This is a genomic window from Hymenobacter guriensis, from assembly GCF_015773195.1.
GTDB classification, from domain to species: domain Bacteria; phylum Bacteroidota; class Bacteroidia; order Cytophagales; family Hymenobacteraceae; genus Hymenobacter; species Hymenobacter guriensis.
The window spans coordinates 618,583-643,335 of record NZ_JADWYK010000001.1; the positions used below are offsets into that span (position 1 = coordinate 618,583).

At 61.9% G+C, this 24,753-nt stretch carries 23 protein-coding genes; 18 read left to right on the forward strand and 5 right to left on the reverse strand.

Features of this window, described 5'->3' with window-relative positions:
* From I5L79_RS02770 to I5L79_RS02790, 5 genes are all read left to right on the forward strand, one after another.
* Positions 1-1,254 carry an allantoate amidohydrolase gene (locus I5L79_RS02770; protein ID WP_231402689.1) on the forward strand — a complete coding sequence of 418 codons (1,254 nt, stop codon included), beginning with the start codon at positions 1-3 and terminating at the stop codon, positions 1,252-1,254.
* 126 nt (positions 1,255-1,380) lie between these two features.
* Entirely contained in the window at positions 1,381-2,127 is a 747-nt protein-coding gene (gene allE, locus I5L79_RS02775; RefSeq protein ID WP_196953483.1) for a (S)-ureidoglycine aminohydrolase, read from the forward strand.
* 134 nt (positions 2,128-2,261) lie between these two features.
* A complete protein-coding gene (gene uraD, locus I5L79_RS02780) occupies positions 2,262-2,768 on the forward strand; it encodes a 2-oxo-4-hydroxy-4-carboxy-5-ureidoimidazoline decarboxylase (RefSeq protein ID WP_196953484.1) in 507 nt (168 codons plus the stop codon).
* Entirely contained in the window at positions 2,765-3,103 is a 339-nt protein-coding gene (gene uraH, locus I5L79_RS02785; protein ID WP_196953485.1) for a hydroxyisourate hydrolase, read from the forward strand. The genes uraD and uraH overlap by 4 nt, the downstream gene beginning before the upstream one ends.
* A 149-nt stretch (positions 3,104-3,252) precedes the next feature.
* Positions 3,253-4,683, forward strand: a complete 1,431-nt coding sequence (locus tag I5L79_RS02790; protein WP_196953486.1) for a DUF6986 family protein — start codon at positions 3,253-3,255, stop codon at positions 4,681-4,683.
* A 169-nt stretch (positions 4,684-4,852) separates the two neighbouring features.
* Here I5L79_RS02790 and I5L79_RS02795 read toward each other — a convergent pair whose 3' ends face one another.
* On the reverse strand, positions 4,853-5,131 hold the full coding sequence (locus I5L79_RS02795) for an acylphosphatase (RefSeq protein ID WP_196953487.1): 279 nt from the start codon (positions 5,129-5,131) through the stop codon (positions 4,853-4,855).
* Between the two features lie 107 nt (positions 5,132-5,238).
* Between I5L79_RS02795 and I5L79_RS02800 the strand changes: the two genes are divergently transcribed.
* The gene (locus I5L79_RS02800; protein WP_196953488.1) at positions 5,239-7,410 is read left to right on the forward strand and encodes a TonB-dependent receptor; all 2,172 of its coding nucleotides are present in this window, start codon (positions 5,239-5,241) and stop codon (positions 7,408-7,410) included.
* A gap of 36 nt (positions 7,411-7,446) precedes the next feature.
* On the opposite strand, the gene I5L79_RS02805 is transcribed toward I5L79_RS02800, so the two are convergent.
* Positions 7,447-8,262, reverse strand: a complete 816-nt coding sequence (locus I5L79_RS02805) for a TrmH family RNA methyltransferase (RefSeq protein ID WP_196953489.1) — start codon at positions 8,260-8,262, stop codon at positions 7,447-7,449.
* Positions 8,263-8,362: 100 nt separating this feature from the next.
* Here I5L79_RS02805 and I5L79_RS02810 point away from each other — a divergent pair, with 100 nt between their 5' ends.
* The 6 genes from I5L79_RS02810 (at position 8,363) to I5L79_RS02835 (ending at position 13,572) form a co-directional block, all read left to right on the forward strand.
* Entirely contained in the window at positions 8,363-9,892 is a 1,530-nt protein-coding gene (locus I5L79_RS02810; RefSeq protein WP_196953490.1) for a sensor histidine kinase, read from the forward strand.
* Between the two features lie 19 nt (positions 9,893-9,911).
* Entirely contained in the window at positions 9,912-10,328 is a 417-nt protein-coding gene (locus tag I5L79_RS02815; RefSeq protein ID WP_196953491.1) for a response regulator, read from the forward strand.
* 197 nt (positions 10,329-10,525) lie between these two features.
* Positions 10,526-11,431 (forward strand): hypothetical protein, encoded by a 906-nt coding sequence (locus I5L79_RS02820; protein ID WP_196953492.1) that lies wholly within the window; start codon positions 10,526-10,528, stop codon positions 11,429-11,431.
* A gap of 106 nt (positions 11,432-11,537) precedes the next feature.
* A complete protein-coding gene (locus I5L79_RS02825) occupies positions 11,538-12,269 on the forward strand; it encodes an endonuclease III domain-containing protein (protein WP_317191349.1) in 732 nt (243 codons plus the stop codon).
* A gap of 174 nt (positions 12,270-12,443) precedes the next feature.
* Positions 12,444-12,713 carry a DUF167 domain-containing protein gene (locus I5L79_RS02830; protein ID WP_196953493.1) on the forward strand — a complete coding sequence of 90 codons (270 nt, stop codon included), beginning with the start codon at positions 12,444-12,446 and terminating at the stop codon, positions 12,711-12,713.
* A 61-nt stretch (positions 12,714-12,774) separates the two neighbouring features.
* Positions 12,775-13,572, forward strand: coding sequence for a ZIP family metal transporter (locus I5L79_RS02835; protein ID WP_196953494.1), 798 nt, complete (start codon positions 12,775-12,777; stop codon positions 13,570-13,572).
* A gap of 124 nt (positions 13,573-13,696) precedes the next feature.
* Here the strand turns inward: I5L79_RS02835 and I5L79_RS02840 are convergent, their stop codons facing one another.
* On the reverse strand, positions 13,697-15,079 hold the full coding sequence (locus I5L79_RS02840) for an ammonium transporter (RefSeq protein ID WP_196953495.1): 1,383 nt from the start codon (positions 15,077-15,079) through the stop codon (positions 13,697-13,699).
* A 248-nt stretch (positions 15,080-15,327) separates the two neighbouring features.
* On the opposite strand from I5L79_RS02840, the gene I5L79_RS02845 reads away from it, so the two are divergent.
* From I5L79_RS02845 to I5L79_RS02870, 6 genes are all read left to right on the forward strand, one after another.
* Entirely contained in the window at positions 15,328-16,698 is a 1,371-nt protein-coding gene (locus I5L79_RS02845; protein WP_196953496.1) for an ATP-binding protein, read from the forward strand.
* A gap of 7 nt (positions 16,699-16,705) precedes the next feature.
* Positions 16,706-17,983, forward strand: coding sequence for a tetratricopeptide repeat protein (locus I5L79_RS02850; RefSeq protein ID WP_196953497.1), 1,278 nt, complete (start codon positions 16,706-16,708; stop codon positions 17,981-17,983).
* A 40-nt stretch (positions 17,984-18,023) separates the two neighbouring features.
* Entirely contained in the window at positions 18,024-19,229 is a 1,206-nt protein-coding gene (locus I5L79_RS02855; protein WP_196953498.1) for a tetratricopeptide repeat protein, read from the forward strand.
* A gap of 361 nt (positions 19,230-19,590) precedes the next feature.
* Positions 19,591-20,682 carry a glutamate 5-kinase gene (gene proB, locus I5L79_RS02860; RefSeq protein WP_196953499.1) on the forward strand — a complete coding sequence of 364 codons (1,092 nt, stop codon included), beginning with the start codon at positions 19,591-19,593 and terminating at the stop codon, positions 20,680-20,682.
* Between the two features lie 241 nt (positions 20,683-20,923).
* The gene (locus tag I5L79_RS02865) at positions 20,924-22,246 is read left to right on the forward strand and encodes a glutamate-5-semialdehyde dehydrogenase (protein WP_317191350.1); all 1,323 of its coding nucleotides are present in this window, start codon (positions 20,924-20,926) and stop codon (positions 22,244-22,246) included.
* 79 nt (positions 22,247-22,325) lie between these two features.
* Entirely contained in the window at positions 22,326-22,922 is a 597-nt protein-coding gene (locus I5L79_RS02870; RefSeq protein ID WP_196953501.1) for a Uma2 family endonuclease, read from the forward strand.
* Between the two features lie 31 nt (positions 22,923-22,953).
* Here I5L79_RS02870 and I5L79_RS02875 read toward each other — a convergent pair whose 3' ends face one another.
* Both I5L79_RS02875 and I5L79_RS02880 read right to left on the reverse strand, forming a co-directional pair.
* A complete protein-coding gene (locus tag I5L79_RS02875; protein ID WP_196953502.1) occupies positions 22,954-23,481 on the reverse strand; it encodes an RBBP9/YdeN family alpha/beta hydrolase in 528 nt (175 codons plus the stop codon).
* Between the two features lie 55 nt (positions 23,482-23,536).
* On the reverse strand, positions 23,537-24,739 hold the full coding sequence (locus I5L79_RS02880) for a threonine synthase (protein WP_231402691.1): 1,203 nt from the start codon (positions 24,737-24,739) through the stop codon (positions 23,537-23,539).
* Positions 24,740-24,753 lie beyond the last annotated feature (14 nt).

Here is a 24,753-nt window from a genome sequence, read left to right on the forward strand (position 1 = left end):
ATGATGACTGACTATTCTGCCCGCGCCGCCCGGGTGCTGGAACGCATTGAGGAGCTGGCCGCCATCAGTGAGGACGCGCAGGGGGTAACGCGCACGTTCGGCACGGAAGCCTTCCAGCAGGGCCGCGCTTTGGTGGAAAGCTGGATGCGCGCAGCCGGCCTGGAAACCCGCCTCGACGCCATCGGCAACGTGCGCGGCCGCCTCGTGTGCCCGAACCCTGCTGCTAAAACCTTCGTCCTCGGCTCCCATATTGATACGGTGGTGAATGCCGGCAAGTACGACGGCCCGCTGGGCGTGCTGCTGGGGCTGGACTTGCTGGAGCAGCTAGCGGCTCAGCAGGCGGAGCTGCCGTTTCATCTGGAGCTCATAGCCTTCAGCGACGAAGAAGGCGTGCGGTTTCATACCACGTACCTGGGCAGCAAAGTTGTGGCCGGCTCCTTCGATACGAGCCTGCTCCAGCGCCCCGACGCCCACGGTCACACGCTGGCCGAGGTACTAACGGCTATGGGCGGAAGGCCTGAGGAGCTAGCGGCCGATGCTTTGCCGCCGGAAAGCTGGCTGGGCTACTTCGAAATGCACATCGAGCAGGGCCCGGTGCTCTGGGAGCGGCCCGCCCCGGTGGCGCTGGTGACGGCCATTGCCGGGCAGCGCCGCGTGGAGCTAACATTCCGGGGCATGGCCGGCCACGCCGGCACTGTGCCCATGCGCATGCGCCAGGATGCCTTGGCGGCTGCCGCCGAGTTTGTGCTAGCGGCCGAGCAATTTGCCCAACGGCACGGCCAGAACCTGGTAGCCACCGTGGGCAAGCTGCACTTGCCGCAGTCGGCCAGCAACGTGATTCCCGGCGAAGTCGTCTGCAGCCTCGACTTGCGCAGCCCCGATGAGAGTCACCTGGCCGCCGCTTACGAGCGGCTCCAGGCCCAGGCCGCCGGCATCGGGCAGCGCCGCCAGGTGGACGTGAGCTGGAACCTCATTCAGCAAACCGCGCCCGTCGCCTGCGACGCCGGCCTGAATGCGCAGCTCGCGCAGGCCATTGCCGAGGCTGGCTATGAGGTTATTCCCTTAGTGAGCGGGGCCGGCCACGATGCGGTGCCCATTTCCCAGGTGGCCCCGGCCACCATGCTTTTCATCCGCTGCTACAAAGGCATCAGCCACAACCCGCTCGAAAACGTGGAGCTGCCTGACGTAGCAGTGGCCTTGGAAGTGGCGGAGCGGTTTCTGGCGAGGCTTACTTCTTCGTATCAAACTCCCTAATTGCCTTTTCACCTGTCATTTCGAACGCAGTGAGGAATCTGGGTAAATAGCGCATGTAGCATCTCCCAGATTCCTCACTACGTTCGGAATGACATTTTTTTCTTTGTCATTTCTTCTTTCTCTGATATGGAAATTTCTGCGCTTACCCGCTCCGTTGTCAAACGCAACCACGCCATTATTGCCCCGGATGGCTACATCAACAGCAATGTGCCGGGCTGGACGAACTGCACCGTCAACGTTATCATCAACGAGCAGATGGGTGCCCGCCTGGCCCAGACGCTGATTACCCTGCGCGAAGGCGGCCAGCTGAAAGGCCGCACGGAGGCCGCACAGATTTTCTTCTACGTAGTGGCCGGCCAGGTACAGGTTACTGTTGATGGACAGGACCGCACCCTCACCGAAGGCCAGTACGTGTACGTGCCTATCGAAAAGGACTACCTGTTTCAGCAGCCCACGGAAGGCACGCAGGTGCTGACATTCCATAAAACCTACGAGCCGCTAGCGGGCTACGCGGTGCCGGGCGTCGTGTTTGGGGAGCGGGACATTGCCAAGGCCCCGGTGTACATGAACGACGAAGCCCTCCGCATTCAGGAGTTGCTGCCGAATGAGCTGGGCTTCGACATGGCCGTGAACATCTTCACCTACAGCACCGGTGGGCATTTGCCGATGGTGGAAACCCACATCATGGAGCATGGACTGCTCTACCTGCAGGGCCAGGCCATCTACATGCTCGACCAGCAGTGGTACCCCGTGAAGAAAGGCGACTCGATCTGGATGGCGCCCTACTGCCAGCAGTGGGCCACCGCTATGGGCCAGGAAGACTCCGTCTATATCTACTACAAAAACGTGAACCGCTTCCCAACGGTAGTGTAACCACCGCGGCAGGCAGAAAAGAACGTCATGCTGAGCGCAGTCGAAGCATCTCTACCGCTGGCTAATTAAATGGCAACAACGAAGCGGTAAAGATGCTTCGACAAGCTCAGCATGACCAACGATTTTCAAGTTCTATGACCTTAACCGAACTCAACCACCTCACCCGCCCCGCCCTGACCGAAGCCCTGAGCAAGTGTTGCGGCGCTACCGCCTGGGTGACGCAGATGGCCGACCTTTTCCCCGTAGCCGATGAGGTCACGTTGCTGGCGGAAGCCTCTCGTATTTGGAACAACCTGACCGTGGCCGACTGGCGCGAAGCTTTCACGCATCATCCCAAAATCGGGGATGTGGCCTCGCTTAAGGAAAAGTTTGCCAGTACCAGCACCTGGGCCGCCGGGGAGCAGGGCGCCGTAGCCCAGGCTTCGGAGGAAACGCTGCACGCGCTGGCCGCCGGTAACGACGCCTACGAGCAAAAGTTCGGCTATATCTTCATCGTGTGCGCCACCGGGAAGTCTGCCGATGAGATGCTGGCCTTGCTGCAGGCCCGGCTGCCGAACGAGCCTGCCGAGGAAATCCACGTGGCCGCCGAGGAGCAACGTAAAATCACTGAAATACGGCTGAAGAAGCTGCTGACTGCATGAGCCACCTTACCACTCATATTCTGGATACCACCCTGGGCTGCCCCGCCGCCGATGTTACCATTGCGCTGTATGGGGAGCAGGCCGACAGCTGGCAGGAGCTAGCCCGCGGTCAAACTAACCAAGATGGCCGCATCCCCAACCTGCTGCCCAACGACGATGCCCTGCCAGCCGGCACCTACAAAATGAAGTTCTTCACCGCCGAGTACTTCGCCCGCCTTGGCACGGCCACGTTCTACCCTTTCGTGGAAATCGTCTTCACCATCAGCGGCCCCGAACACTACCACATTCCCCTCCTGCTGAATCCGTTCGGCTACACCACGTACCGCGGCAGCTGATTCCTATATTGGTTGTCCGTCATGCCGAGCGCAGCCGAGGCATCTCGCGTGCTGATGTTGTTGATTCTACTACACGAGTGAGATGCCTCGGCTGCGCTCGGCATGACGTTCTACTACAACAAACTTCCCCTTCCCACCTCTCCCTACATATGAAACTCAGTCTCCCCGAAGCCGATAAAACCCAGTTGCTCGACCAACTGGGCATAGCCAACCGTCATTTCCAGCAGGTGTACCCCGGCGACCGGCCCGACCGCCAACCCGTGCATACCGTGTACGGAGGGGCAAACCTGTTTAAGTCGGATACTTGCGTGCGCATGGGCGAAATTGCCCTGAATAGCCTGCGCACCTACGCGCCCAACTTCGTGGAGCTGGCCCGCGTGCTGCGGCTAAGTGGGCACGAGCACCTGCCTACCCTGGGCGCCGACGTGGCCGATCTTACCCAGCGCCTCGACGTCATGAGCGAGGAAGACCGCAAAAAGCAGCCCGCCTGGCTGGCGTACTCCGTCTACAACAAAATGCTGCGCAAGCTCCAGACCGAAGCTGTAGAGGACTTCCGAATCGACTTCGAGGATGGATTCGGCAACCGGCCCCACGACGAGGAAGACGCCACCGCCGTGCAGGCCGCCAGGGAAGTGGCCGTAGGTATGCAGAACGGCACGCTTTCGCCCTTTATCGGCATCCGCATCAAGCCCTTCACGGAGGATTTGAAGGCCCGGGGCGTGCGTACCCTCGACATTTTCCTGAGCACCCTGCTGGCCGAAACCGGCGGCAAGCTGCCCGACAACTTCGTGGTGATGCTGCCCAAAGTGACCATTCCCGAGCAGATGAGCACCATGGTGCGCCTGTTTGAGCTGCTGGAAAAAGCCAACAACCTCGCGCCCGGCACCCTGCGCATGGAAACGATGGTGGAGGCCACCCAGATTGTGATGGACGAGGAAGGCCGTAACCCGCTCATGCGCATCATCCGGGCCAGTGAGGGGCGCTGTGTGGCGGCCCACTTCGGCACTTACGACTACACGGCTTCCTGCGGCATCACGGCCCGGTACCAGACCATGGCCCACCCCGTCTGCGACTTTGCCCACCACATGACCAAGGTAGCGCTGGGCGGTACCGGCATTTTCCTCTCCGACGGGGCTACCAACGTGATGCCCATCGGCCCGCACCGGGGCGAAAACCTGAGCTACGAGCAGCTGCGCGAAAACCGCGAGTCCGTGCACAACGCCTGGCGGCAGGGCTTTGCGCACACCACCCACTCACTCATCAACGGCCTCTACCAGGGCTGGGACCTGAACCCCGCCCAGCTGCCCATGCGCTACGCGGCCACCTACGCCTTCTTCCTCAGCTCCTACGAAGATGCCCTGCACCGCCTGCGCACCTTCGTGGAGCGGGCCGCTATCAGCACCCTCACCGGCGACATTTTCGATGATGCGGCTACGGGTCAGGGCCTGCTCAACTTCTTCCTGAAAGCCCAGAACTGCGGTGCCATTACGGAGGAAGAAGTGCTGGCCACGGGCCTCACCCAGGAGGAAATCCAGTCCCGCTCATTCTTCCGCATCCTCGAAGGCCGGAGAAAGAAGTAAAGGGTGAATGGCTGAATGACTGTTCGGCTTTTGGGTTAAGTAAATCATTTCTCTCTGTCATCCTGAGCGAAGCGAAGGACCTTATCACGCTAGAACAAGTCGTTTTTACGATGGTCGTTCTGACGCGGTAAGGTCCTTCGCTTCGCTCAGGATGACAGAGAAGCTGATTCTACCGCCGCACGTCAAACCCATCGAAGCCCTGCACCGGGCCGGAAGTAGCTTCTACTTTCTCGACGTGGGCCAGCGGTGGGCCCTGGCGGCACCAGGCCTCCAGCGCGTCCAGCGCCTCGGCGGGGCCTTCGGCTTCGATGGTGACGGTGCCATCTTCGTTGTTGCGGGCGTAACCGCTGAGGCCCAGGCGGCGGGCTTCGTGCTGGGTACTTTGGCGGAAGAACACGCCCTGCACGCGGCCATGCACGTGGAAGGTGCGGTGGTGGAACTGGCTCATAGAGGCATAAAAACGAGGTAGTACATACGGCAAGTTACTGCGGCCGCTTCATGCTTCGCTCACGTACACGCGCGCACCTTAGCTGGCTTACTTGTTCCCGCCCCACTATGCGCTACCTTCTCCTGCTACTTGGCTGTCTGGTTTCTTCGGCTGCCTTAGCGCAGCATTCGTTCCGGGCGGTGGTGCGCGACAGCGCCAGCCGGGAGCCGCTGGTAGGCGTAACGGCCATTGTGCACGGAACCACCAATGCTGCTGCTACGGATGCCCAAGGCACTGTGCAACTCGGCAACCTGCCACCCGGCCCTGTTCAGATTGATTTCACCTTTATTAGCTACAAAACCCACTACCTGCGCACTACGCTGCCCCAGAATACTCCCGCGGAAATACGCTTGGCTCCCGACGCTGAGCAGTTGGAGGAGGTAGTGGTAACGGCCACCCGCACCAACTCCCGCATCGAAGACTTGCCTACCCGGGTGGAGGTGCTGGGCACGGAAGAGCTACAGGAGGAAAACGGCATCAAGCCCGGCAACATTGCTTCCCTGCTGGGTGACTTGGCCGGCACTCAGATTCAGCCTACCCAGCCCACCACCGGCAACGCCGACTTCCGCATTCAGGGGCTGCCGGGACGCTACTCGCAGATGCTGCGCGACGGAATGCCGCTGTTTGGGGGCTACGCCGGCTCCTTTGGTATTCTGCAGGTGCCCCCGCTGGATCTGCGCCAGATTGAGCTGATCAAAGGCTCATCCAGTACCTTGTATGGCGGTGGGGCCATTGCGGGACTGGTAAACCTGGTATCGAAGCAGCCGCAGCTGGGCAGCCCCGAGCGCAGCCTGACCTTCAACCAAAGCACTCTGCGCGAAAGCAACCTCAACGCCTTTGCCTCGGGCCGGGGGCAGGGTTTGGGCTACACGTTCTTTGCGGGCGGCACCCGCCAGCAGGCCGTAGATGTGGATGGCGACGGATTTACGGATGTGCCCCGCCTGCGCAGCCTCACGGTGCACCCCCGCTTTTTCTTGTACCCTCGTGCCGGCAGCCAGCTGGTGGTGGGCTACACTGGCACCTTAGAAGACCGCCAGGGCGGCGACCAGCAGGTGGTACGCAACCACCCCGATTCCCAGCACCAGTACTTCGTCAACAACCGCATGCAACGGCACACTGCCGACGCCATCTACACCCAGGACAGCCTGGGCGGCGGCTCGCTCACCGTGAAAGCCACAATCAGCACCTTCAACCGGGAGGTGACGACCAACACCGTGGCCTTCAATGCACGTCAGAACTCGTATTACTCCGAGGCCAGCTACCTGCACCGGCTGGGCCCGGCGCATACGGCCGTACTGGGCCTAAACGTCAACGGGGAGCAACTCCGACCCGATGCTGCGGCCAGCCTTACCCCACTCCAGAACCGCTACACCTACGCCACGGTGGGAGCCTTCGCTCAGGATGACTGGCAGGTGCTGCCCACTTTCACTGTGCAGGCCGGCCTGCGCCTCGACCATCATAATCAGTACGGCAACTTCCTGCTGCCCCGGCTGGCCTTGCTTTACCGCTTCACTGAGCACCTCACCTCCCGCCTGAACGGTGGACTGGGCTACCGCGTGCCCGTACCTTACATCAACGACCTGGATGAGCGGGACTACCCACGGGTGGCGGCGCTGGCCGGCGTGCGGGCTGAGCGCTCTACTGGCCTGAACTGGGACGTGAATTACGAGCACCGCTTTTCGCCCACCGTGCGGCTCACCCTCAACCAGTCGTTCTTTTACACCCGCCTTGCCCGCCCGCTGGTGCTGGACGACGACGTTCCCGCAGGCCCCATCCACTGGTACAACGCCACCCGGCCTTTGGTAAGCCAGGGCTTTGAAACCTACGTGCGCCTCCGAGCTGATGAAACTGAGTTGTACCTGGGCTACGTGTTTACGGATGCCCGCCGCCACTATGATGCTGAGCATCCGCACGTGGAGCTGGCCGCCCGGCACAAGCTGGCCACGGTGCTCACCCAGGAATTTTCGGAGCACTGGGCCGCCGGCATCGAAGCCAGCTACACCGGCCAGCAGTACGTCTCGGACGGGCGTCGTACGCCGGGGTATCCGCTGGTAGCCGGGCTGGTGCGCTACCACGGCGGGCCGCTCACGCTGGTGGTCAATGGCGAAAACCTCTTCGACTACCGCCAGACGCGCAAAGAAGCGGTGGTGCTGGGCGACTTGCGCAACCCCGCCTTTCCCGACCTATGGGCCCCGGTGGAAGGCCGCGTCCTTAATCTATCGGCTACGGTTCGGTTCTAGCTAGTAAGTAGCTTAGCCTCATGAAACCTCGTTCCCTTAGCCTTCCCGCTGGCGCACGGCCTCGAAGGTGAGGATGGCGGTGGCGGTACTGACGTTGAGCGAGTCGATGGCGCCACGCATAGGAATGATGATAGTCTGGTCGCAGGCCTGCATCAGTTCGGGGGTGAGGCCATCGGCCTCGGTGCCCATCACCAGGGCCGTGGGGCCGCGAAAGTCGCACGACGTGTAAGCCACCGCCTGCTCCGTGAGGGCGGCAGCGTAGGTGCGGATGCCGTGGCGCCGGCACCAGGCCAGCAGCGTTTCGCGGGTAGTAGCCACGGTAGGCACCGTGAACGAGCATCCGATGGAGCTGCGAATGGCGTTGGGATTAAACAAATCGGTGCGCGGGTCGCAGACGATGACGGCCGTGGCCCGGGCCGCGTCGGCGGTGCGCAGGATGGCGCCCAGGTTGCCAGGCTTTTCCACGGCTTCCAGCACCAGCAGCAGCGGGTCGGCGGGCAGTTGCAGGTCGTCGAGGCTCAGCTGGGGCGGGCGGGCTAAGGCCAGCACCCCGTCGGAGCCTTCGCGGTAGGCTACTTTCTCAAACACGGCTTTCGACACCGGAAACCACTCGGTGTCGCCATCGGCCAACAGCTCCCGCAATTGCGCCTGCCGCTCGGGGCCGGCCAGTTCGGGGCACACAAACACGGCCGGCACGGCCACGCCCGCGCCGCGGGCAATGGTGAGCTCCCGCAGCCCCTCAATGATGGTAAGGCCCTGCGCCCGCCGCTCCGAGGACTTCTGCTGCAGCCGGAGCAGGTTTTTGATGCGCGGGTTCTGGGGAGAAGTGATGGGGTCGGGCAGGAAAGCCATGAGCAACGCGGGAAAGTCAGCCGCGAAGATACGCCCCAACCCGCACGGCTGCTGCCTGAGGCTACCGCCGCTTGCGCCGAAACCCGTAGGTTTGCAGTCTATGCGCCTGAACCTTAACACCAAAATTCTGCTCGGCTTCGGCATTGCGCTGGGCGTGCTGCTGCTCACCACCGGCGTGGCTTATTTCAGCAACCAGCGCCTAGCCTACTACACCCGGCAGGTGCAGCACACCTACCAGGTGCTGCAGGCCACCTCCGACCTGCGCACCAACCTGCGCGACGCCCAGGGCAGCGTACGTAACTACCTGCTGCTGAACGACACTACCTACCTGCCCCAGTTTGACCTGGCCGAGCAGGACATGAACCGGCAGTTTAATATTCTGCGCGACCTTACCCGCGACAATGCTCAGCAGCAGCAGCGCCTCGATACTCTACGCCGCGCTCTGGATACTGATACCCGCGACCTACGGATGTGGACCGACCGCAATGCTTCGGCACCCACGGCCCGCGTGATGATCAGCCGCAATCAGGAGCGGCTGGAGATTATCCGGGGAATGATCAACCGCATCAAACAATCCGAGGACAGCCTGCTGGCAGAGCGGGACCGGAACCAGGATTTCTACGCTCAGACTACGCCCATTGCCCTGCTGATTTCGGCCGTGCTTACTTTGTTTATCGTGGGGTGGCTGGTCAGCCGCATCTGGCAGGAGTTGGCCGCCAATGCCGCCTTGCAACAGGAGCTGCAGGAGGTAAACGAGCAGGTAGCCCACCGTATCGGCATCATTGAGCACTTGGCTGAGCAGGTGGTGCTGGGCGACTACTCGGTGAAGATAAAGGATGAGGAGCGCGACAACCTGGGCCGCCTGGCCGGCTCCCTCAACCGCATGACGCGCCAGCTATCCGAAACCTTCGGGGCCCTGGAAAACCGCAATAAGGAGTTGGACCAGTTTGCCTACGTGGCCTCCCACGACCTGAAAGCGCCCCTACGCGGGGTAACGACGGTGGTAAAGTGGATTGAGGACGAGCTGTCGGGGGAGCTGTCGGACAAGATGCGCCAGTACCTGGATATGATGAAGGGCCGCCTCTCGCGCCTCGAAGACCTCATCAACGGGCTGCTGGCCTATGCCCGCATTGGGCGCACTGAGCAGAAGCTGGAGCCGGTAGACGTGGCCGCCCTCCTCGACGAAGTAACCGATATGGTGGTGCCGCCCGATTTCCACGTGCGCCTGCCCGATTCGCTGCCTTCTGCCCTGGTAGCCGACCGCCTCAGCCTGCAGCAGGTGTTTACCAACCTCATCGGCAACGCCGTAAAGTACCACCACCGGGGCGGCGGCACCATCACTATCGGCTGCCGGGAGCAGAAAAAATTCTACGAGTTTTCGGTGGCCGACGACGGGCCGGGCATTGCCCCGGAGTACCACCAGAAAATCTTCCTGATGTTTCAGACGTTGCGCGACCGGCATACGGCCGAAAGCACCGGCATCGGGCTCAGTATTGTGAAGAAAATAATTGACGAACAGAAAGGCAGTATTTGGGTGAAATCGGCGGCTGGAGAAGGTGCAGCGTTTATCTTTACGTGGCCCAAGCAGGCGCTGCCGGCCCGATCCGACGCGCCCGCCCTGGCTTCCTGATCCCCTTGCCCGCTCCCCCATGTCCGACCGTTCCGTTTTGCTCGTGGAAGATGATTTCTTTGACACGATGACCGTGCAGAAATCCTTCGAGAAATTCAGTATTCCGCACAAGCTTTATACCGCCTTCAATGGCCTGGAGGCCCTGGATATGCTACTGGGCCGCAACGGCGTGGAGGCCATCAACCCGCTGCCCGAGGTGATTCTGCTGGATCTGAACATGCCCAAGATGAACGGGCACGAGTTTCTGGCCGAACGCGAAAACCACCCGGCCCTGGCCCAGATTCCGGTGTTCGTCATCACCACGTCCTCTATGGATGTGGACCGCCTCAGCGCCCAGAACCTGGGCGTGGCCGGCTACATTATCAAGCCCCTGGATTTTGAAACCAGCCACGACCTGGTAGATAGTATGAGTTTGCTGGAAACCCTGCTGAAGTAGCTCTGGCCTACCTCACTCGCTGTGCAAAGCGGGAGAAACTGACGGTTTCTCCCGCTTTTTTGTTTACTAGCACCCAGAAGCAGCCCCTGAATGCAAAGCGGCGCAACCTTGGGACGAATTTTCTTCTCCTCTTTCTGGTTTTAGTCTTGAATCTGCCGGCCGGCTGGCGGGCAGCTGTACTCTCTGCTTTTCTTCCTATGCACGTTCGTTTGATGCTTTCCCTGGCGCTGCTGACTGTGGGCGCCGCCACCCGTGGCCTGGCCCAGGACGGCCCGCGCCAGCTCAACTCCCAACCCACCCTGCCCGACTCGGTGCGACAGGCGCAAACCGCGGCGCCGGCCCGCGCCGCTGAGCCTACTCCGCAAACTCCCGCCGTGGCCGAGCAAGTGCCCGGTGCCCGACCGACCCAGCCCGGCGCCCTGCCGCCCTCCACCCAGCCCACGCGCTTTCGGGTGGGCCTGAAAACGGGGCAGGAACTGAAAGCCTACGAGGTAGAAACCCGCCAGCCCCTGCTGGGCCGCAACTACCTCCTGCTGGACGGGCAGCAGCGCCTGGAGTTCGATGCCATCCGCTACTATGAGGATGAAACCGGCTTTTACGTGCGCACCAACCTGCCCGGCTCCTCCCGCGAAACCACCCTGCGCCGCGACCGGACGGGCCGCATTGCCTTGTACTCCATCACCCGCACGCAGTATAACAACACCGGTGGCAGCCCCTTCGGTTATGGTCGCTACGGCTATGGGGGATACGGCGGCTATCCTTACGGTGGCGGCTACCGAACCGTCAAGACGGAATACTTCAGCAAAGACAATGGACCGGTGCAGGATCTGAACCTGCGTAACCTGAGTATTGCTACCGTCGACAACGCCGGGGCCCGCGGCCTGCTCGACCAGGCCCGCCGCTCCCGCACTGCCATTACGCTCAGCTACATAGGCGCGGGTGGCCTGATGGCGGCCGGGCTGCTGTCGTCGCTGCAAGGAACCAGCCAAAGCATTTCCCCGCTGGTATATGCCGCGCCGGTGCTGCTGGTGGTGCCGTTGGTCCTACAAGGCAAGCAGCAGCAGAAAATCAAGCAAGCCATTGCCCTCTACAATACCCAATAGGCTAGGCAGCGGTTTTTGAACGAAGCGGGCGGAGTGCAGAAGGAAGAGTTGACGGTCAATCAACTTTCCCTTCTGCACTCCGCCTGGTTTTTACGTAGGGAGCAGGGTGAAAACCTCCCCCGACTCTCCTGTTGACGATTTTGCGACCCTTCAGACCAAAGCCCTGCTGGTGCACGAGCGGCTCTGTGCCGAGTACGGGGCACCGTTCCGGTTTTTCAGCGTCAAGGACCCGCTCAGTGAGCTTATCAGCGCCTTGCTTTCCCACCGCACCCGCAACCAGGATTCCCACCGTGCCTACCAGCAACTGCGCGCCCACTTCTCTTCCTGGGACGCCGTGCGCGACGCGCCTACGGCCGAGGTGCAGGAGGCCATCAGCGCCTGCACCTGGCCTGAGCAGAAAGCCCCGCGCATTCAGCACGTGCTGCGCGAGGTGAGCCAGCGCTGTGGTGGCCCCTGCGACCTGGCTTTTCTGGCCGAAATGCCCATTCCTGAAGCCCGTGCGTGGCTGGAGCAGCTGCCCGGCGTAGGCCCCAAGACCAGCGCCGCTACCCTGCTTTTTAGCTCCTTGCGCCTCCCGGCCATGCCCGTCGACAGCCACCACCACCGTGTGGCGCAGCGCCTGGCTCTCATCGGCCCGAAGGTGGACGAAAAGCTGGCTCACAAGCTGCTGGCCGAGCTGCTTCCGCCCGCTTGGGACGCCCAGCAGGTGTACGACCACCACGAAGCACTCATGTTTCATGGCCAGAAATGCTGCTACTTCCATACGCCCGCCTGCGGCCGTTGCGTAGTACTCAACCTGTGCCCATTCGGGCAGGCACAGGTGACAGGTGACAGGTGACAGGTGACAGGTGACAGGGCAAGAAATCGGTCGTTGACTTGGGCGCAAGCTTTTGTTTACGTTTTTCGGCGTACTGCTGCGGGCGCAAGTGCTATCTTTCCCCGCTGCTCATTGGCTACTCTTCCTGAAAGCAATAACATACGTGTCACCCATCACCTGTTACTCTATTACCTTTTGGCCGTCCTGCACCTGAAAGCCAAGCCCAACGCCCGCCAAAATGAGCTGCTGGTAGCTGCCGACGGCGCTGTGACCGTGCGCCTGCACGCTCCGGCGCAGGATGGCAAAGCCAACGCCTGCCTGCTAGCCTTCCTGGCGGAAGTGTTCGGGCAGCCCAAGTCGAGCCTGACGCTGCTGGCCGGACATACCTCCCCCTTCAAAAAAGTAGAGCTGGCTGCCCTGTCGGAAGATGCCTTGCGCACCACACTGGCCGCTTATCAGCAATAGTGCGTAGTGCTTAAGCAAAGCAGATACCCACCAAGCACAAGGCACTAACAAACCAAACTACATGACGTTTCCCACGTGGATGATGGCCGGCTTCTGGGGCCTGGTATCGGGCTCAGCCCTGTTGATTGGGGCAGCCATCGGCTATTTTTTTCGGGTACCGCAGCGTGTGGTAGCGTCTATTATGGCTTTTGGCAGCGGAGTACTTATCTCTACGCTTTCCCTGGAGCTGATGGAGGATGCGTACACCAAGGGCGGCTTTTACTCGGCGGCCATAGGCTTTCTGGGCGGCGCGGGCGGCTACACGCTGGCCAACTGGCTGCTGGCCCGCTACGGCGCCAAGCACCGCAAACGCTCCGGCCCCCAACAGGCGGCCGAGCGCCAGGAAGTGAAAACCGGGGTCACCGAAGGCAATGCCCCCGGCGACGACAACGGCATGGCCTTGGCCGTGGGGGCCCTGCTGGACGGTATTCCTGAGAGTATCGTAATTGGACTGAGCTTACTGGCCGGGGGCGCGGTGAGTACGGTGGCCGTGGTAGCCATTTTTCTCTCCAACCTGCCCGAGGGCCTGAGCAGCGCCGCCGGCATGAAGAAAGCCGGCCGCCCGGCCCGCTACGTGCTGCTGCTCTGGGCCGGCATTGCCCTGGTTTCGGGGGTGGCCTCGTTGGTAGGCTTCACGGTGTTCAGCCACTTTCCGCCCTATGTAGTGGCCGCTACCACCGCCGTGGCCGCCGGGGCCGTGCTGGCCATGATTGCCGATACCATGATTCCCGAGGCCTTCGAGGTTGCCCATAACTTCACCGGCCTGATTACGGTGCTGGGCTTCCTGGTATCGTTCTACCTGAGCAAGATGGGCAAGTAAACCTGCTGCTAGCTTAACCGACAAACCAAACGCCCCGCGGCTATTACCAGCCACGGGGCGTTTACCGTCAGATTCCCCCCTAGTAGCACTGCACTTCTTCCGGGTAAAGCACAGCGTATTTCGGTCAGACGGTTTCTGGTTCCAGCAGGGCGCGCCGGTACGTCTTCTCAAACTCTTCGTCGATGTGGTAGGTGGATTCCTCGTGCTGGCTCAGGTCGAGGCCCAGCTCTTCTTCGTGGTCTTTCACGCGCAGGGCAAAGAAGCGGCCGGTGAGTTTGAGCAGCAGCCAGGAGCCCACGAAGGAATACGTTACCACAATCAGCAAGCCCAGCACATGGTAGCCAAACGTGGTGAAGGTGCCGTGGATGAGGCCCACCTTATCGGCAAAAACGCCCGTCAGCAGCATACCTACAATGCCGCCCAGCCCGTGGCAGGGAAATACGTCGAGCGTGTCGTCGATGGTGGTGCGCTTGTTTTGCCAGTGCACGGCCGCGTGGCTTACCAGCGCCCCGATTACCCCAAACAAAATACTCTGTCCGTAGGTGACGTAGCCGGCGGCCGGCGTAATGGCCACCAGCCCTACTACCGCGCCGGTGCAGGCACCCACGGCCGTGGGTTTGGTACCCCGGGCTATTTCTACCAGCAGCCAGGCAATGAGGGCCGCAGCCGAAGCCAGGTTGGTGTTCACAAAAGATTGAGCCGCCAGCTCATTGGCGCCCAGGGCCGAGCCGGCATTGAAGCCAAACCAGCCAAACCACAGCAAGCCCGTGCCCAGCAGCACGAAGGGCACGTTGGGCGTCGAAAACGAGGTATTGCGCAGGTGCGTTTTGCGCCGGCCCAACACCATAGCACCGGCCAGCGAGGCTATACCCGCTGAAATATGTACCACGGTGCCACCCGCGAAGTCGAGCACGCCCCACTGGCGCAGGAAGCCTTCGGGGTGCCAGGTCCAGTGAGCCAGCGGGCAGTAGATGAATAGGCAGAACAGCACCATAAAGGCCAGGTAGCCCTTGAACCGCACCCGCTCGGCAAACGAGCCGGTAATGAGGGCCGGGGTGATGATGGCAAACTTCAACTGAAACGCGAAGTACAGCACGAACGGAATAGTGGCCGCAAATGCCGGATTGGGTGCCGTGCCCACGTTGCGCAGCATGGCAAACGTGAGCGGGTTGCCGATCAGCCCGTGCCAGGAGTCACCATATGCCAGCGAGAAGCCTACGAAGTAGAACACAATGGTGATGATGCCCAGCGCCACAAAGCTTTGCAGCATGGTGCTGATGACATTTTTGGGCCGTACCATCCCGCCGTAGAAAAACGACAGGCCTGGCGTCATAATCAGCACGAAGGCAGTGGCCGTGAGCATCCAGGCTACGTCGGCGCCGTTGAGGGAGCCGGCCGCCGCCGCGGGGTGCGGCACTTCGATGAAAGCAGCGGCCAAGGCGGCCAGGAAAAGCCCCAGTAGCAGCAACCGGGACAACGACAAGCGGGAAGAAGTAGTCAGGCTCATATGATGTAGCGGTTTACCCCTGTGTTTTTTGATGGCACAATCTAGAAATGCATCCCATATTTCCAAAACACCCCTTTCTTTTCTTTACGATTTTCAAGAAATACTATATCATTTTCCTATTCACCCTATCAATTCAGATAGCCCTCTTCCACCTAAGCAGTTTCGCTGTGTAAGGCGGATTCTACCGGAAAGTGGTCTGTTGCGGGTGGAGTGAGTAGCTTGCCTGTGATTTTACTTACTGCCTAGCTATGGCCACGCCGCTTAACCCCGCTGATCTGCAACCCCTGCTCGACGCCCTGTCGTTTTCGCCCGACAACGTGCCCCTACGCCGCCACGTAGCCGCCCTGCTACGCCAGGCCGGCCGCCTGCCCGAAGCCGAAGAGCACTACCGCACCGGCCTGCGCCAGGCCCCCGACGATGAGGAGCTGCAGCTGGGGTTGGCCGAAACCTACGCCGCCCTGCAAAAAACCTCGGCGGCGCTGGTGGTGCTGGAGGAACTGCTGCGCACCCACCCCGACCACGCCCGCGCCCACCTGCTGCACGCCCGCCTGCTGGCCCGCGCCGGCGGCCCGCCCGACGAGGCCCGCGCCGCGTATCAGCACGCGCTGCAGCTCGATGGCAATCTGCGCGACGCTGACCTCGACGAGCAGCTGGGCTTGCGCCCCGCCGCGCAGACGGCCAGCGGGGGGCCGGCCGAGTATTCGGCCAGCGTGTCGGCGGCGGGGCTGGATGAGCGGGCTCTGTTTGCGGGGCTGGAAAAGCCTCAGATCAACTTTTCCGACGTGGGCGGCATGGACGCCGTGAAGGAGGAAATCCGCCTGAAAATCATTCATCCGCTGCAGTTTCCCGACCTCTACAAAGCCTATGGCAAGGCGGCAGGCGGCGGACTGCTGCTGTATGGCCCGCCCGGCTGCGGCAAAACCCACCTGGCCCGCGCCACGGCCGGCGAGGTACAGGCCTCATTTATCCACGTGGGCATCAGCGACATTCTGGATATGTGGATGGGCCAGAGCGAAAAGAAGCTCCACGAGCTGTTTGAGCTGGCCCGCATGCAGGCGCCCTGCGTGCTGTTTTTTGACGAAGTGGATGCCCTGGCCGCCAACCGCCACGACCTGCGCCAGAGTGCCGGCCGCACCCTCATCAACCAGTTTCTGGAAGAGCTGGACGGGGCCCGCAGTTCCAACGACGGCGTGCTGATTCTGGCCGCCACCAATGCCCCCTGGCACCTCGACCCCGCCTTCCGCCGCCCCGGCCGCTTCGACCGGATTGTGCTGGTGACGCCGCCCGACGAGCCGGCCCGCGTGGCCATCCTGGACGTGCTGCTGCGCGGCAAGCCCGTGGCCGACAACCTCAACCTGGCTTCCGTGGCCGGCCAGACGGCCGGTTTCTCGGGGGCCGACCTGAAAGCCGTGGTAGATACGGCCGTGGAAAGCTGCCTACGCGAGTCGATGAAAGCCGGCAAGGCACTGCCGGTGCAGCAAAGCAGCCTGACGGCCGCCACCAAACAAGTGCGGCCCAGTACCAAAGAGTGGTTTGCCACGGCCAAAAACTACGCCCTTTACTCCAACGAGGGCGGCACCTACGACGACATCCTAACCTACCTGGGCATCAAGAAGTAGCCGTGCTATGATGCCTCATCCTACGGAAGCGCGGTGGCAGGATGCCGTGCAAAATCTGTTGGCGGTGCAACGCCCCCAACAAGCCGAGCAGGTTGTACGGCAGCAACTGGCGCGTAATCCACGAGAAGTGCTGGGGTACGTTTTGCTGGGGTTTGCGCTGTATCAACAAACTAGAATAGAGGAGGCTCGTGCTTCAGTGCGGGAGGCGCTGGCCTTAAATCCGGCGGCCAGCGAAGCATTTTATGTGCTCTGCCTGATTGAAAACGTGGCCGGGCAACCAGCGGCCCGGGCAGCAGCCCTTACCGAGGCACTCCGGTTGCAGCCCTACAATCCCAAGTACCTCGGAGTACAGGCCCGTTTTCTCTTGCACCAGGGCGAACCAGCAGCGTCACTGGTAGCGGCTGAACGAGGCTTGGCTCAGAACCCGACTCATGCAGAGTGTCTCACGGCTCGTGCCAACGCCCTGCACGCACAACAACGGTGGCCGGAGTTGGCTGAGGCTTTGCATCAACTGCGCGCCGCACATCCCACTTTGCCTATTGCCCACCAGTTGCTTGGCCGTGAAGCTCTACGACAAGAGCAGTTTGTAGCCGCTCAGGCACACTTTCAGGAAGTGCTGCGCCTTAGCCCTAACAACTCAGTTGCCTTAGCGGGAGCAAGCCAGGCCATTCGGCGCCAGCTGTGGCCGGGCCGGGCAGAGTTGGCGTTTGATCGGTATATGACCTCTATTACCGAAGGCATGAAATTTCCCCGGCCCCAATTGAAAGCCTGGGGTCATTTTCTTTTAATTATCATCCCGCTGAGCCTATTCTGTATTCCAGTTCTGCTGGCTCTTGCTTTTGAAAAGCTGTATTGGCGACTTCACCCGGATGTACGGCGGCTGCGCAACCGCCCCGACGCAGCCATATCCTATGCTCATCAGACCTTCTACCGCTACGGAACCGTCAGTGCACTGGCTTTACTTCTAGTTGCCTGGCTGCCTGGTTTTGTCTGGCTGTTGCTGAAGCTGGGGTTCCCGGAAAGCAGCCTGGGCCCCGGCCTGACGGGTGGCCTCACGGTCATCGTCATGAGCATTATAAGTGTAATAAAAAGCGCCACTGATATGCCCGTGCCGGAAAAGTCCCCACTGAGCTGGCTGCTACTGGCGGCACTGGTGTTGGCAGCTAGCCTGACTACTGCATGCTGGCCTGCCACCTGGCCTTATGGACCGCCACTAAGCTTGCTTTTAGTCAGTAGCTTGCTCTATTCTCGATTTCGTGCGCTACAGGCAAATAAGACTGATTAGCTTCAGGTAGCGGTGCTTCTACTCCATTCCTTCCCCCTCAATGAACTCCTCCCAAGACCTCAGCCGCGTGCAGCTGCTGCTCCAGCACAAGCGCCCCCAGGATGCCGAGCAGGAAGCGCGCCGGCTGCTGCAGCAGGACCCCGAAAACGGCTACCTGCAGTGCCTGCTGGCCCTGGCTCTGATGGAGCAGGCGCGGCTGCCGGAAGCCCAGGAAGCTGCTCAGCACGCTATTCACCTGGCCCCCGAAAACAGCTTTGCCTTCTACGTGCTCAGTGCCACGCTGCAACGCCAGCACGAGCTGCCGCTGGCCCTGGAGGCCATTGAAGAGGCGCTGGCCCTCGACCCCGAAGATGCCGACTACCACCACGTGCTGGGGCTGATCCGGTTTCAGCAGGGCCAGCTGCACGGCGCGTTGCGCGCCGCCGAAGCCGGCCTGGCCGTCGACCCTACTCACGTCGACTGCCTGGGGCTGCGGGCGCGGTGTCTTTCCCGCCTGGGCCGTACCACCGAAGCCTCCGCCGACCTCGACGAAGCCCTGCGCCAAAGCCCTACCGATGCCGGTACCCACGCCGACCTGGGCTGGGTGGCCCTGGAGCGTGGCCGCGCCAAAGACGCTGCCCGCCACTTTCAGGAAGCTCTGCGTCTCAACCCCACCTCCGACTACGCCCGCGAAGGATTGGTATCGGCCCTGAAAGCCCGGTTCTGGCTTTACAACTGGTTTTACCGCTTTATGGTCTGGACGCAGACGCTGAGCCCGGGCATGCGCCAGGGGCTGTTCATTGGCATGTTCGTGTTGTCGCGCTTTGTACCAGTTTTGCTGCCGCTGTACCTGGTGCTGGTATACATGAGCTGGTTTGCTGAGCCCCTGTTCAACTCCCTGCTGCGCCTGAACCGCTACGGCCGCTTTGCCCTGAGCGAGGAAGACACGCGGTATTCCAACCAGTTTATGGGCTTGCTGCTCGGCGGATTGGCGCTGCTGGCAGTTGGTCACTTCAGCTACCTGGCACCCCTCACTACGGCCGGCATTGTGGGGCTGGGGCTGCTGTTTCCGCTGGTGGGCACCCAGCGCCAGTGGCACCCCAAGCGGCGGCAGCAGTCCAAGTGGTTTGGCTTGGGTCTGGCAGCTGTGGGGGCAATGGCAGTAGGCACCGAAGCCCTGGGCCAGCCGGGTAGCGGCCCGCTGTTCCTGGCCTTTCTGGGTGGTACGCTGGTGTACGTGTGGGTGATGGGGCTGCGCTCCAGCTAAAGCGCCTTCGTAGGGGCGGGGCAAGCCCCGCCCCTACCGCATAGAACCGTTTCCAAAGAACAGATAATTGTCCTCGGAGGACAACCGGATGTCCTGCGAGGACAATTACCTAGCCTCCGAGGACAACTAGTTAACCTCAGGGGACATCTGGTTAACCTCGGAGGACAACAAGGTGTCCTCCGAGGACAACCGACTATGCTCGGAGGACAACCCACTATCCTCCCAGGACAACCAGATGTCCTACGAAGTCTACCAGATATCCTCCGCCGACAACCGGTAGACTTCGTAGCACAACCCCTTATCCGTTGAAGGCAACTGCCGCTTCCGCCCTACCTTACGGCCCCGAACCTGCTGACGACCTATGGCGCTTCCGTACCACCGCATCATCGTAAAAATCGGCTCCAACGTCCTCACGCAGCCCGACGGCTCCCTTGATCTGGCCCGCATCCGCCACTTGGTGGCGCAGGTGGCCGAGCTGAAACAGCAGGGCAAGGAAGTCATTGTGGTGTCGTCGGGGGCGGTGGCGGCGGGGCGCAGCCTGGTGCAGGTGCCCGAGAAGGCCGATGCCGTGACCAGCCGGCAGGTGCTGGCCGCCGTGGGGCAGGTGAAGCTGCTGGCCACCTACGCCGAGCTGCTGGCCAAGCACGCGCTGCTGTGCGCCCAAGTGCTGGTGACCAAGGAAGACTTTCGCGACCGGCAGCACTACCGGAATATGCAGAACTGCTTTCGGGCCTTGCTCCAGCAGAGCATCATTCCCATCGTGAATGAGAATGACGTCATATCCGTGACGGAGCTTATGTTTACTGACAACGACGAGCTGGCCGGCCTCGTGGCTTCCATGCTTGATGCCGACGCTCTACTGATTTTGAGCAACGTGGACGGCATCTTCAACGGCAACCCGCAGGACCCGGCCTCCGAGCTTATTGCGGAAATTGCGCCCACTACCACCAGCTTTTCCTCCTTTGTGTCCACGCAACGCTCCCAATTCGGGCGGGGTGGCATGATTACCAAGTGCCACATGGCCCACAAAGTGGCGCAGCTGGGCATTTCCGTGCACATTGCCAACGGCAAAACCGAAAACGTACTACCCCGCCTGCTGCGCCGGGAGGTCGTAAATACCCGCTTTCAGCCCAACAAAACTGCTTCCGGCAAGAAAAAGTGGATTGCTCATTCCGACCTGGCGGCCAAGGGCGCGGTGCTCATCAACGCCGGGGCGCGGGCCGCTTTGCTTGCGCCCAATAAGGCCACCAGCCTGCTGCCGGTGGGCGTACTGGCCATTATGGGTACGTTTCAGAAGGGCGACATCATCCGCATACTCGATGAGGCAGGCAAGCCCTTGGGCCTGGGCCTGGCTGAGTACGGCGCCGACAAAGCCCTGGAGCGCCTCGGCCAGCAGCAGCAGAAACCCCTGGTCCACTACGACTACCTGTTTCTGTCGGCCGATATGAGTTAATGTGCTAAGGTGGTTGAATGTGCTTCGCTCAATGGGCTAATGTGAGAAATGTATCATGCCAGGAGGCACGATATGCCGCGCATCAAGCGGCGTCAGTCCTGTACAACACCAGACTCGTTCTTTCCCCACTCAGTCCAGATGCGGGCGGCGCACGTCGGGGGCTGGTCACGTCCCGAGGCTGGACACGTTGCCCAGGACGGATGGCTTCGCGCTGCTCGCCATGACACGAAATCATTAGCCCATCAGCACATTCACCCACCTTAGCACATTAGCGAAGCGAAGCACATTCAACCACATCAGCACATTAGAAAGCATGCATCTGCAAGACACCTTCCAGGCCACGCAAGCAGCCAGCCGCCCACTCAGCCAGGTGCCGGCCGAAACCATTACGGCGCTATTGCTCGATTTGGCCGATGCGGCCGTGGCAGAAACTCCCTTCCTGCTGGCCGAAAATGCCCGGGACCTGGCGCTGATGCCGGCTGATGATCCTAAGTACGACCGGCTGCAGCTTACCGCCGCCCGTCTGGAGGCCATTGCCCAGGACATTCGCAACGTGGCGGCCCTGCCCTCGCCCCTGGGCGAAACCCTGCTGACCGAGGAGCGGCCCAATGGCCTGCAGATTACGAAAGTGCGGGTGCCGCTGGGCGTGGTGGGCGTCATCTACGAAGCCCGCCCCAACGTGACCTTCGACGTAGCCACGCTCTGCCTGAAAACCGGCAATGCCTGCCTGCTCAAGGGCGGCTCCGACGCAGCCCACTCCAACGAGGCCATCGGCCGTGTCATCCAGCGCGTGCTGGCCCGCCACGGCCTGCCTGCCGCCGCCGTCACGCTGCTCCCGCCCGACCGCCAGGCCACCGAGGCGCTGCTCCAGGCAGTAGGCTACGTGGATGTCCTGATTCCGCGCGGCAGCCAGTCGCTCATCGACTACGTGCGCCAGCACGCCCGGGTACCGGTTATCGAAACGGGTGCGGGCATCGTGCATACCTACTTCGATGAAACTGCTGACCTGGGCCAGGGCCGCGCCATCATCGCCAACGCCAAAACCCGCCGCGTGAGCGTGTGCAATGCCCTCGACTGCCTGCTGGTGCACGAGGCGCGCCTCGTAGACCTGCCCGCTCTCACCGCGCCGCTGGCCCAGGCCGGCGTATTTGTTTATGCTGATGAGCGGGCTTTCCCGGCCCTGCGTGGGCTGTACCCGGCGGCGCTGCTGGAGCAGGCCCGGCCCGAGCATTTCGGCACCGAGTTTCTTTCGCTGAAGCTGGCCATCAAAACGGTAGCTGATCTGGACGAGGCCCTGGCGCACATTGCCGCGCACAGCTCCCGGCACAGTGAGGCCATTATTTCGGAAGATGCCGCCCATATCGAGCGGTTCCTGAACGCGGTAGATGCCGCCGCCGTGTACGCCAATGCCTCCACCGCTTTCACCGACGGGGCGCAGTTTGGGCTGGGCGCCGAAATCGGCATCAGTACCCAGAAGCTGCACGCCCGCGGCCCTATGGGGCTGGAGGAACTCACCAGCTACAAGTGGCTGGTGCGCGGCACCGGGCAGGTACGGGCCAGCTGACAGGCGGTGTAGCATGGGAAGCCCTACGCGGTAACTTCCGGCCTTATTATCTTTACTCAGTATCGAAGCCCGCCCGCGTATGCCGCCCATCACCAGCCTTTCCCAGCTCGACCTCACCAAAACCTACACTTACGCCGACTACCTCACCTGGCAGCTGGACGAGTTCATCGAGCTGGTAAAAGGCAAAGTACACCGCATGAGCCCGGCCCCGCGCCGGGTACACCAGAAAGTGGCGCGAAACATCGTGCGGCACGTTGACCAACAGCTAACTGGTGGCCCATGCGAAGTATACTTCGCCCCCTTTGATGTGCGCCTCACGACGCCAGGGCCCAACGGCGACGCGCAGATAACGACGGTAGTGCAGCCCGATATCTGCGTGGTTTGTGACCCCAGCAAGCTGGATGAGCGCGGCTGCCTCGGCGCCCCCGACTGGATTATCGAAATTCTTTCGCCCAGCACGGCCGCCTATGACACCCGTGAGAAGTTTGAGCTGTACGAGGAAAGCGGCGTGCTGGAATACTGGATTGTATTTCCCGGCGAGAAAACCGTAGCCACGTACGTGCTGCATGAAGGCCGCTATCAGTCGCGCGGCTCGTATTATGCCCCCGGCCATCTACCGGCCCACACCCTCCCGGCACTGCAGCTGCACTGGGAAGAGGTGTTTGCGGGCGTGTAGCCGCTCCGCAGGCTCACTGATAGCAATACCCTCACCCAACCAGCTCCCGCAGCAGCGCGTGCCCCTGCGGCCACAAACCCAGCTCAGAGGCGGAGTTGATGTGGCCTAAGGCACCAACGTTCACCAGGCGGCTGCCCCAGGCATCGGCAAAGAGCCGGGCCCGTGGCAGGGTCACGTACTCGTCGTTGGTGCTGGCCGCTACGATGCTCGGGAACGGTAGCGGCGCCAGGGGCATGGGCGCAAAGCCGGTAACTTCGGATGGGAAGTCGGGGCGGTCCACGTCGGCGGGAGCTACCAAGAGGGCTGCCCGGATGGACTGATTTGTGGTGGCGGCCCAGTGCGCTACCGTGGCGCAGCCCAGGCTGTGGGCTACCACCACTACGTCCGGCCCGGCTGCTGCCACGGCCCAGTCAAGCATTTGTACCCAGTCGTGGCAGGTGGGCTGGTCCCAGTTGAGCTGGTTTGCGCGCAGGTAGCCGTAGTGCTGCTCCCACTGAGTTTGCCAGTGTTGGGGGCCAGAGTTGCCCAGGCCAGGCAACAGTAGAACAGATGAAGCCATAGCAGTACGTTTAGTGGCACCAAGGTAAGCGGCCGGCTGCAGTTGCCCGCCAGGCTCAGGCTTGCCCTATCACATTTTCGAGGTACTTCTGCCCGGAGCCGGTGTTCAGGAGCAGCATCCGCTCGTGGCGGCCTATCCAGCCGGCATCCAACAGCCTGCGGGCCGCCATCCAGACGGCTGCTCCTTCGGGCGCTACAAACAACCCTTCGTGCCGGGCCAGCTCGCGCATGCCCTCCAGCATTTCCTGGTCGTCAATCGGTACTACCGTGCCCCCGGACTCGCGCAGCACCTGCAGCATAAGGGCTTCGCCGAGGGGGCGCGGCACTGCCAGGCCGTTGGCAATGGTTGGCTGCCCCACGTACTGCTGGCAGTTGGCCTGCCGGCCGGTGTAGGTAGCCCACAGCGGGGCACAGGCGGCGGCCTGCACGGCAACCATGCGCGGCAGTCGCACCTCGGCTGGTAGCCAACCCAGAGCCTGCATTTCGCGGAAGGCTTTCCAGATACCAATCAGGCCGGTGCCCCCACCGGCCGGGTACAAAAGCACGTCAGGTAATGTCCAGCGCAGCTGCTCGGCCAGCTCATACCCCATCGTCTTCTTGCCTTCCAGCCGGTAAGGCTCCTTCAGCGTGGAAACATCCAGCAGCTCGTTGGCGCTATTGAGCTCCCGCACCCGGGCGGCGCAGTCGTTGATAAGGCCATCCACCAGGTGCACTTCGGCCCCATACCAGTAGCACTCCTCCTTGAAGGCCTGGGGCGTATGGCGGGGCATTACCACCACGGCGTGCATGCCGGCCTTGGCGCAATAGGCGGCCATAGCCACCCCGGCGTTGCCGGCCGTGGGAATGATGCAACCTTCTACGCCCAGCTCTTTGGCTTTGGAAATGGCCATGCTTAGGCCGCGGGCTTTAAATGAGCCGGTAGGGTTCTGCCCTTCATCCTTTAGCAAAACTTCCGCAAGGTTGTAGCGCTGGGTAAGGCTGGTAAGAGGCTCCAGCGGCGTGAGTCCTTCGCCCAGGCTCACGCGGTGTGCCTCATCGAGCAAGGGCAGCAAGCGGCGGTAACGCCACATGCTGACCTCGTGCAAGTCGATGCCCGCTTCGCGGCTAAGGGGTTCGTGCAGCTCGTAGGTGGCCAGCAAGGGGGCAGCGCAACAGGCAGAGGTACGCTGCAGAACCGTGGCGGAGTAGGGGGCTCGGCATACCGAGCATTCCAAGGTTTGCAGGCGGCTGATGGTTTCCAGGGCACTTTGCATTTTCATAGAAAAGAGAAACG

Coding starts and splice junctions, on each gene's coding strand:
- I5L79_RS02810 (WP_196953490.1), top strand. CDS start 8,363: ATGCGCCTGAACCTTAACACCAAAATTCTGCTCGGCTTCGGCATTGCG.
- I5L79_RS02790 (WP_196953486.1), top strand. CDS start 3,253: ATGAAACTCAGTCTCCCCGAAGCCGATAAAACCCAGTTGCTCGACCAA.
- I5L79_RS02820 (WP_196953492.1), top strand. CDS start 10,526: ATGCACGTTCGTTTGATGCTTTCCCTGGCGCTGCTGACTGTGGGCGCC.
- I5L79_RS02875 (WP_196953502.1), bottom strand. CDS start 23,481: ATGGCTTCATCTGTTCTACTGTTGCCTGGCCTGGGCAACTCTGGCCCC.
- I5L79_RS02855 (WP_196953498.1), top strand. CDS start 18,024: ATGAACTCCTCCCAAGACCTCAGCCGCGTGCAGCTGCTGCTCCAGCAC.
- I5L79_RS02770 (WP_231402689.1), top strand. CDS start 1: ATGATGACTGACTATTCTGCCCGCGCCGCCCGGGTGCTGGAACGCATT.
- I5L79_RS02805 (WP_196953489.1), bottom strand. CDS start 8,262: ATGGCTTTCCTGCCCGACCCCATCACTTCTCCCCAGAACCCGCGCATC.
- I5L79_RS02840 (WP_196953495.1), bottom strand. CDS start 15,079: ATGAGCCTGACTACTTCTTCCCGCTTGTCGTTGTCCCGGTTGCTGCTA.
- I5L79_RS02835 (WP_196953494.1), top strand. CDS start 12,775: ATGACGTTTCCCACGTGGATGATGGCCGGCTTCTGGGGCCTGGTATCG.
- I5L79_RS02815 (WP_196953491.1), top strand. CDS start 9,912: ATGTCCGACCGTTCCGTTTTGCTCGTGGAAGATGATTTCTTTGACACG.
- allE (WP_196953483.1), top strand. CDS start 1,381: ATGGAAATTTCTGCGCTTACCCGCTCCGTTGTCAAACGCAACCACGCC.
- I5L79_RS02850 (WP_196953497.1), top strand. CDS start 16,706: ATGATGCCTCATCCTACGGAAGCGCGGTGGCAGGATGCCGTGCAAAAT.
- I5L79_RS02795 (WP_196953487.1), bottom strand. CDS start 5,131: ATGAGCCAGTTCCACCACCGCACCTTCCACGTGCATGGCCGCGTGCAG.
- I5L79_RS02800 (WP_196953488.1), top strand. CDS start 5,239: ATGCGCTACCTTCTCCTGCTACTTGGCTGTCTGGTTTCTTCGGCTGCC.
- I5L79_RS02880 (WP_231402691.1), bottom strand. CDS start 24,739: ATGAAAATGCAAAGTGCCCTGGAAACCATCAGCCGCCTGCAAACCTTG.
- I5L79_RS02870 (WP_196953501.1), top strand. CDS start 22,326: ATGCCGCCCATCACCAGCCTTTCCCAGCTCGACCTCACCAAAACCTAC.
- uraD (WP_196953484.1), top strand. CDS start 2,262: ATGACCTTAACCGAACTCAACCACCTCACCCGCCCCGCCCTGACCGAA.
- I5L79_RS02845 (WP_196953496.1), top strand. CDS start 15,328: ATGGCCACGCCGCTTAACCCCGCTGATCTGCAACCCCTGCTCGACGCC.
- proB (WP_196953499.1), top strand. CDS start 19,591: ATGGCGCTTCCGTACCACCGCATCATCGTAAAAATCGGCTCCAACGTC.
- uraH (WP_196953485.1), top strand. CDS start 2,765: ATGAGCCACCTTACCACTCATATTCTGGATACCACCCTGGGCTGCCCC.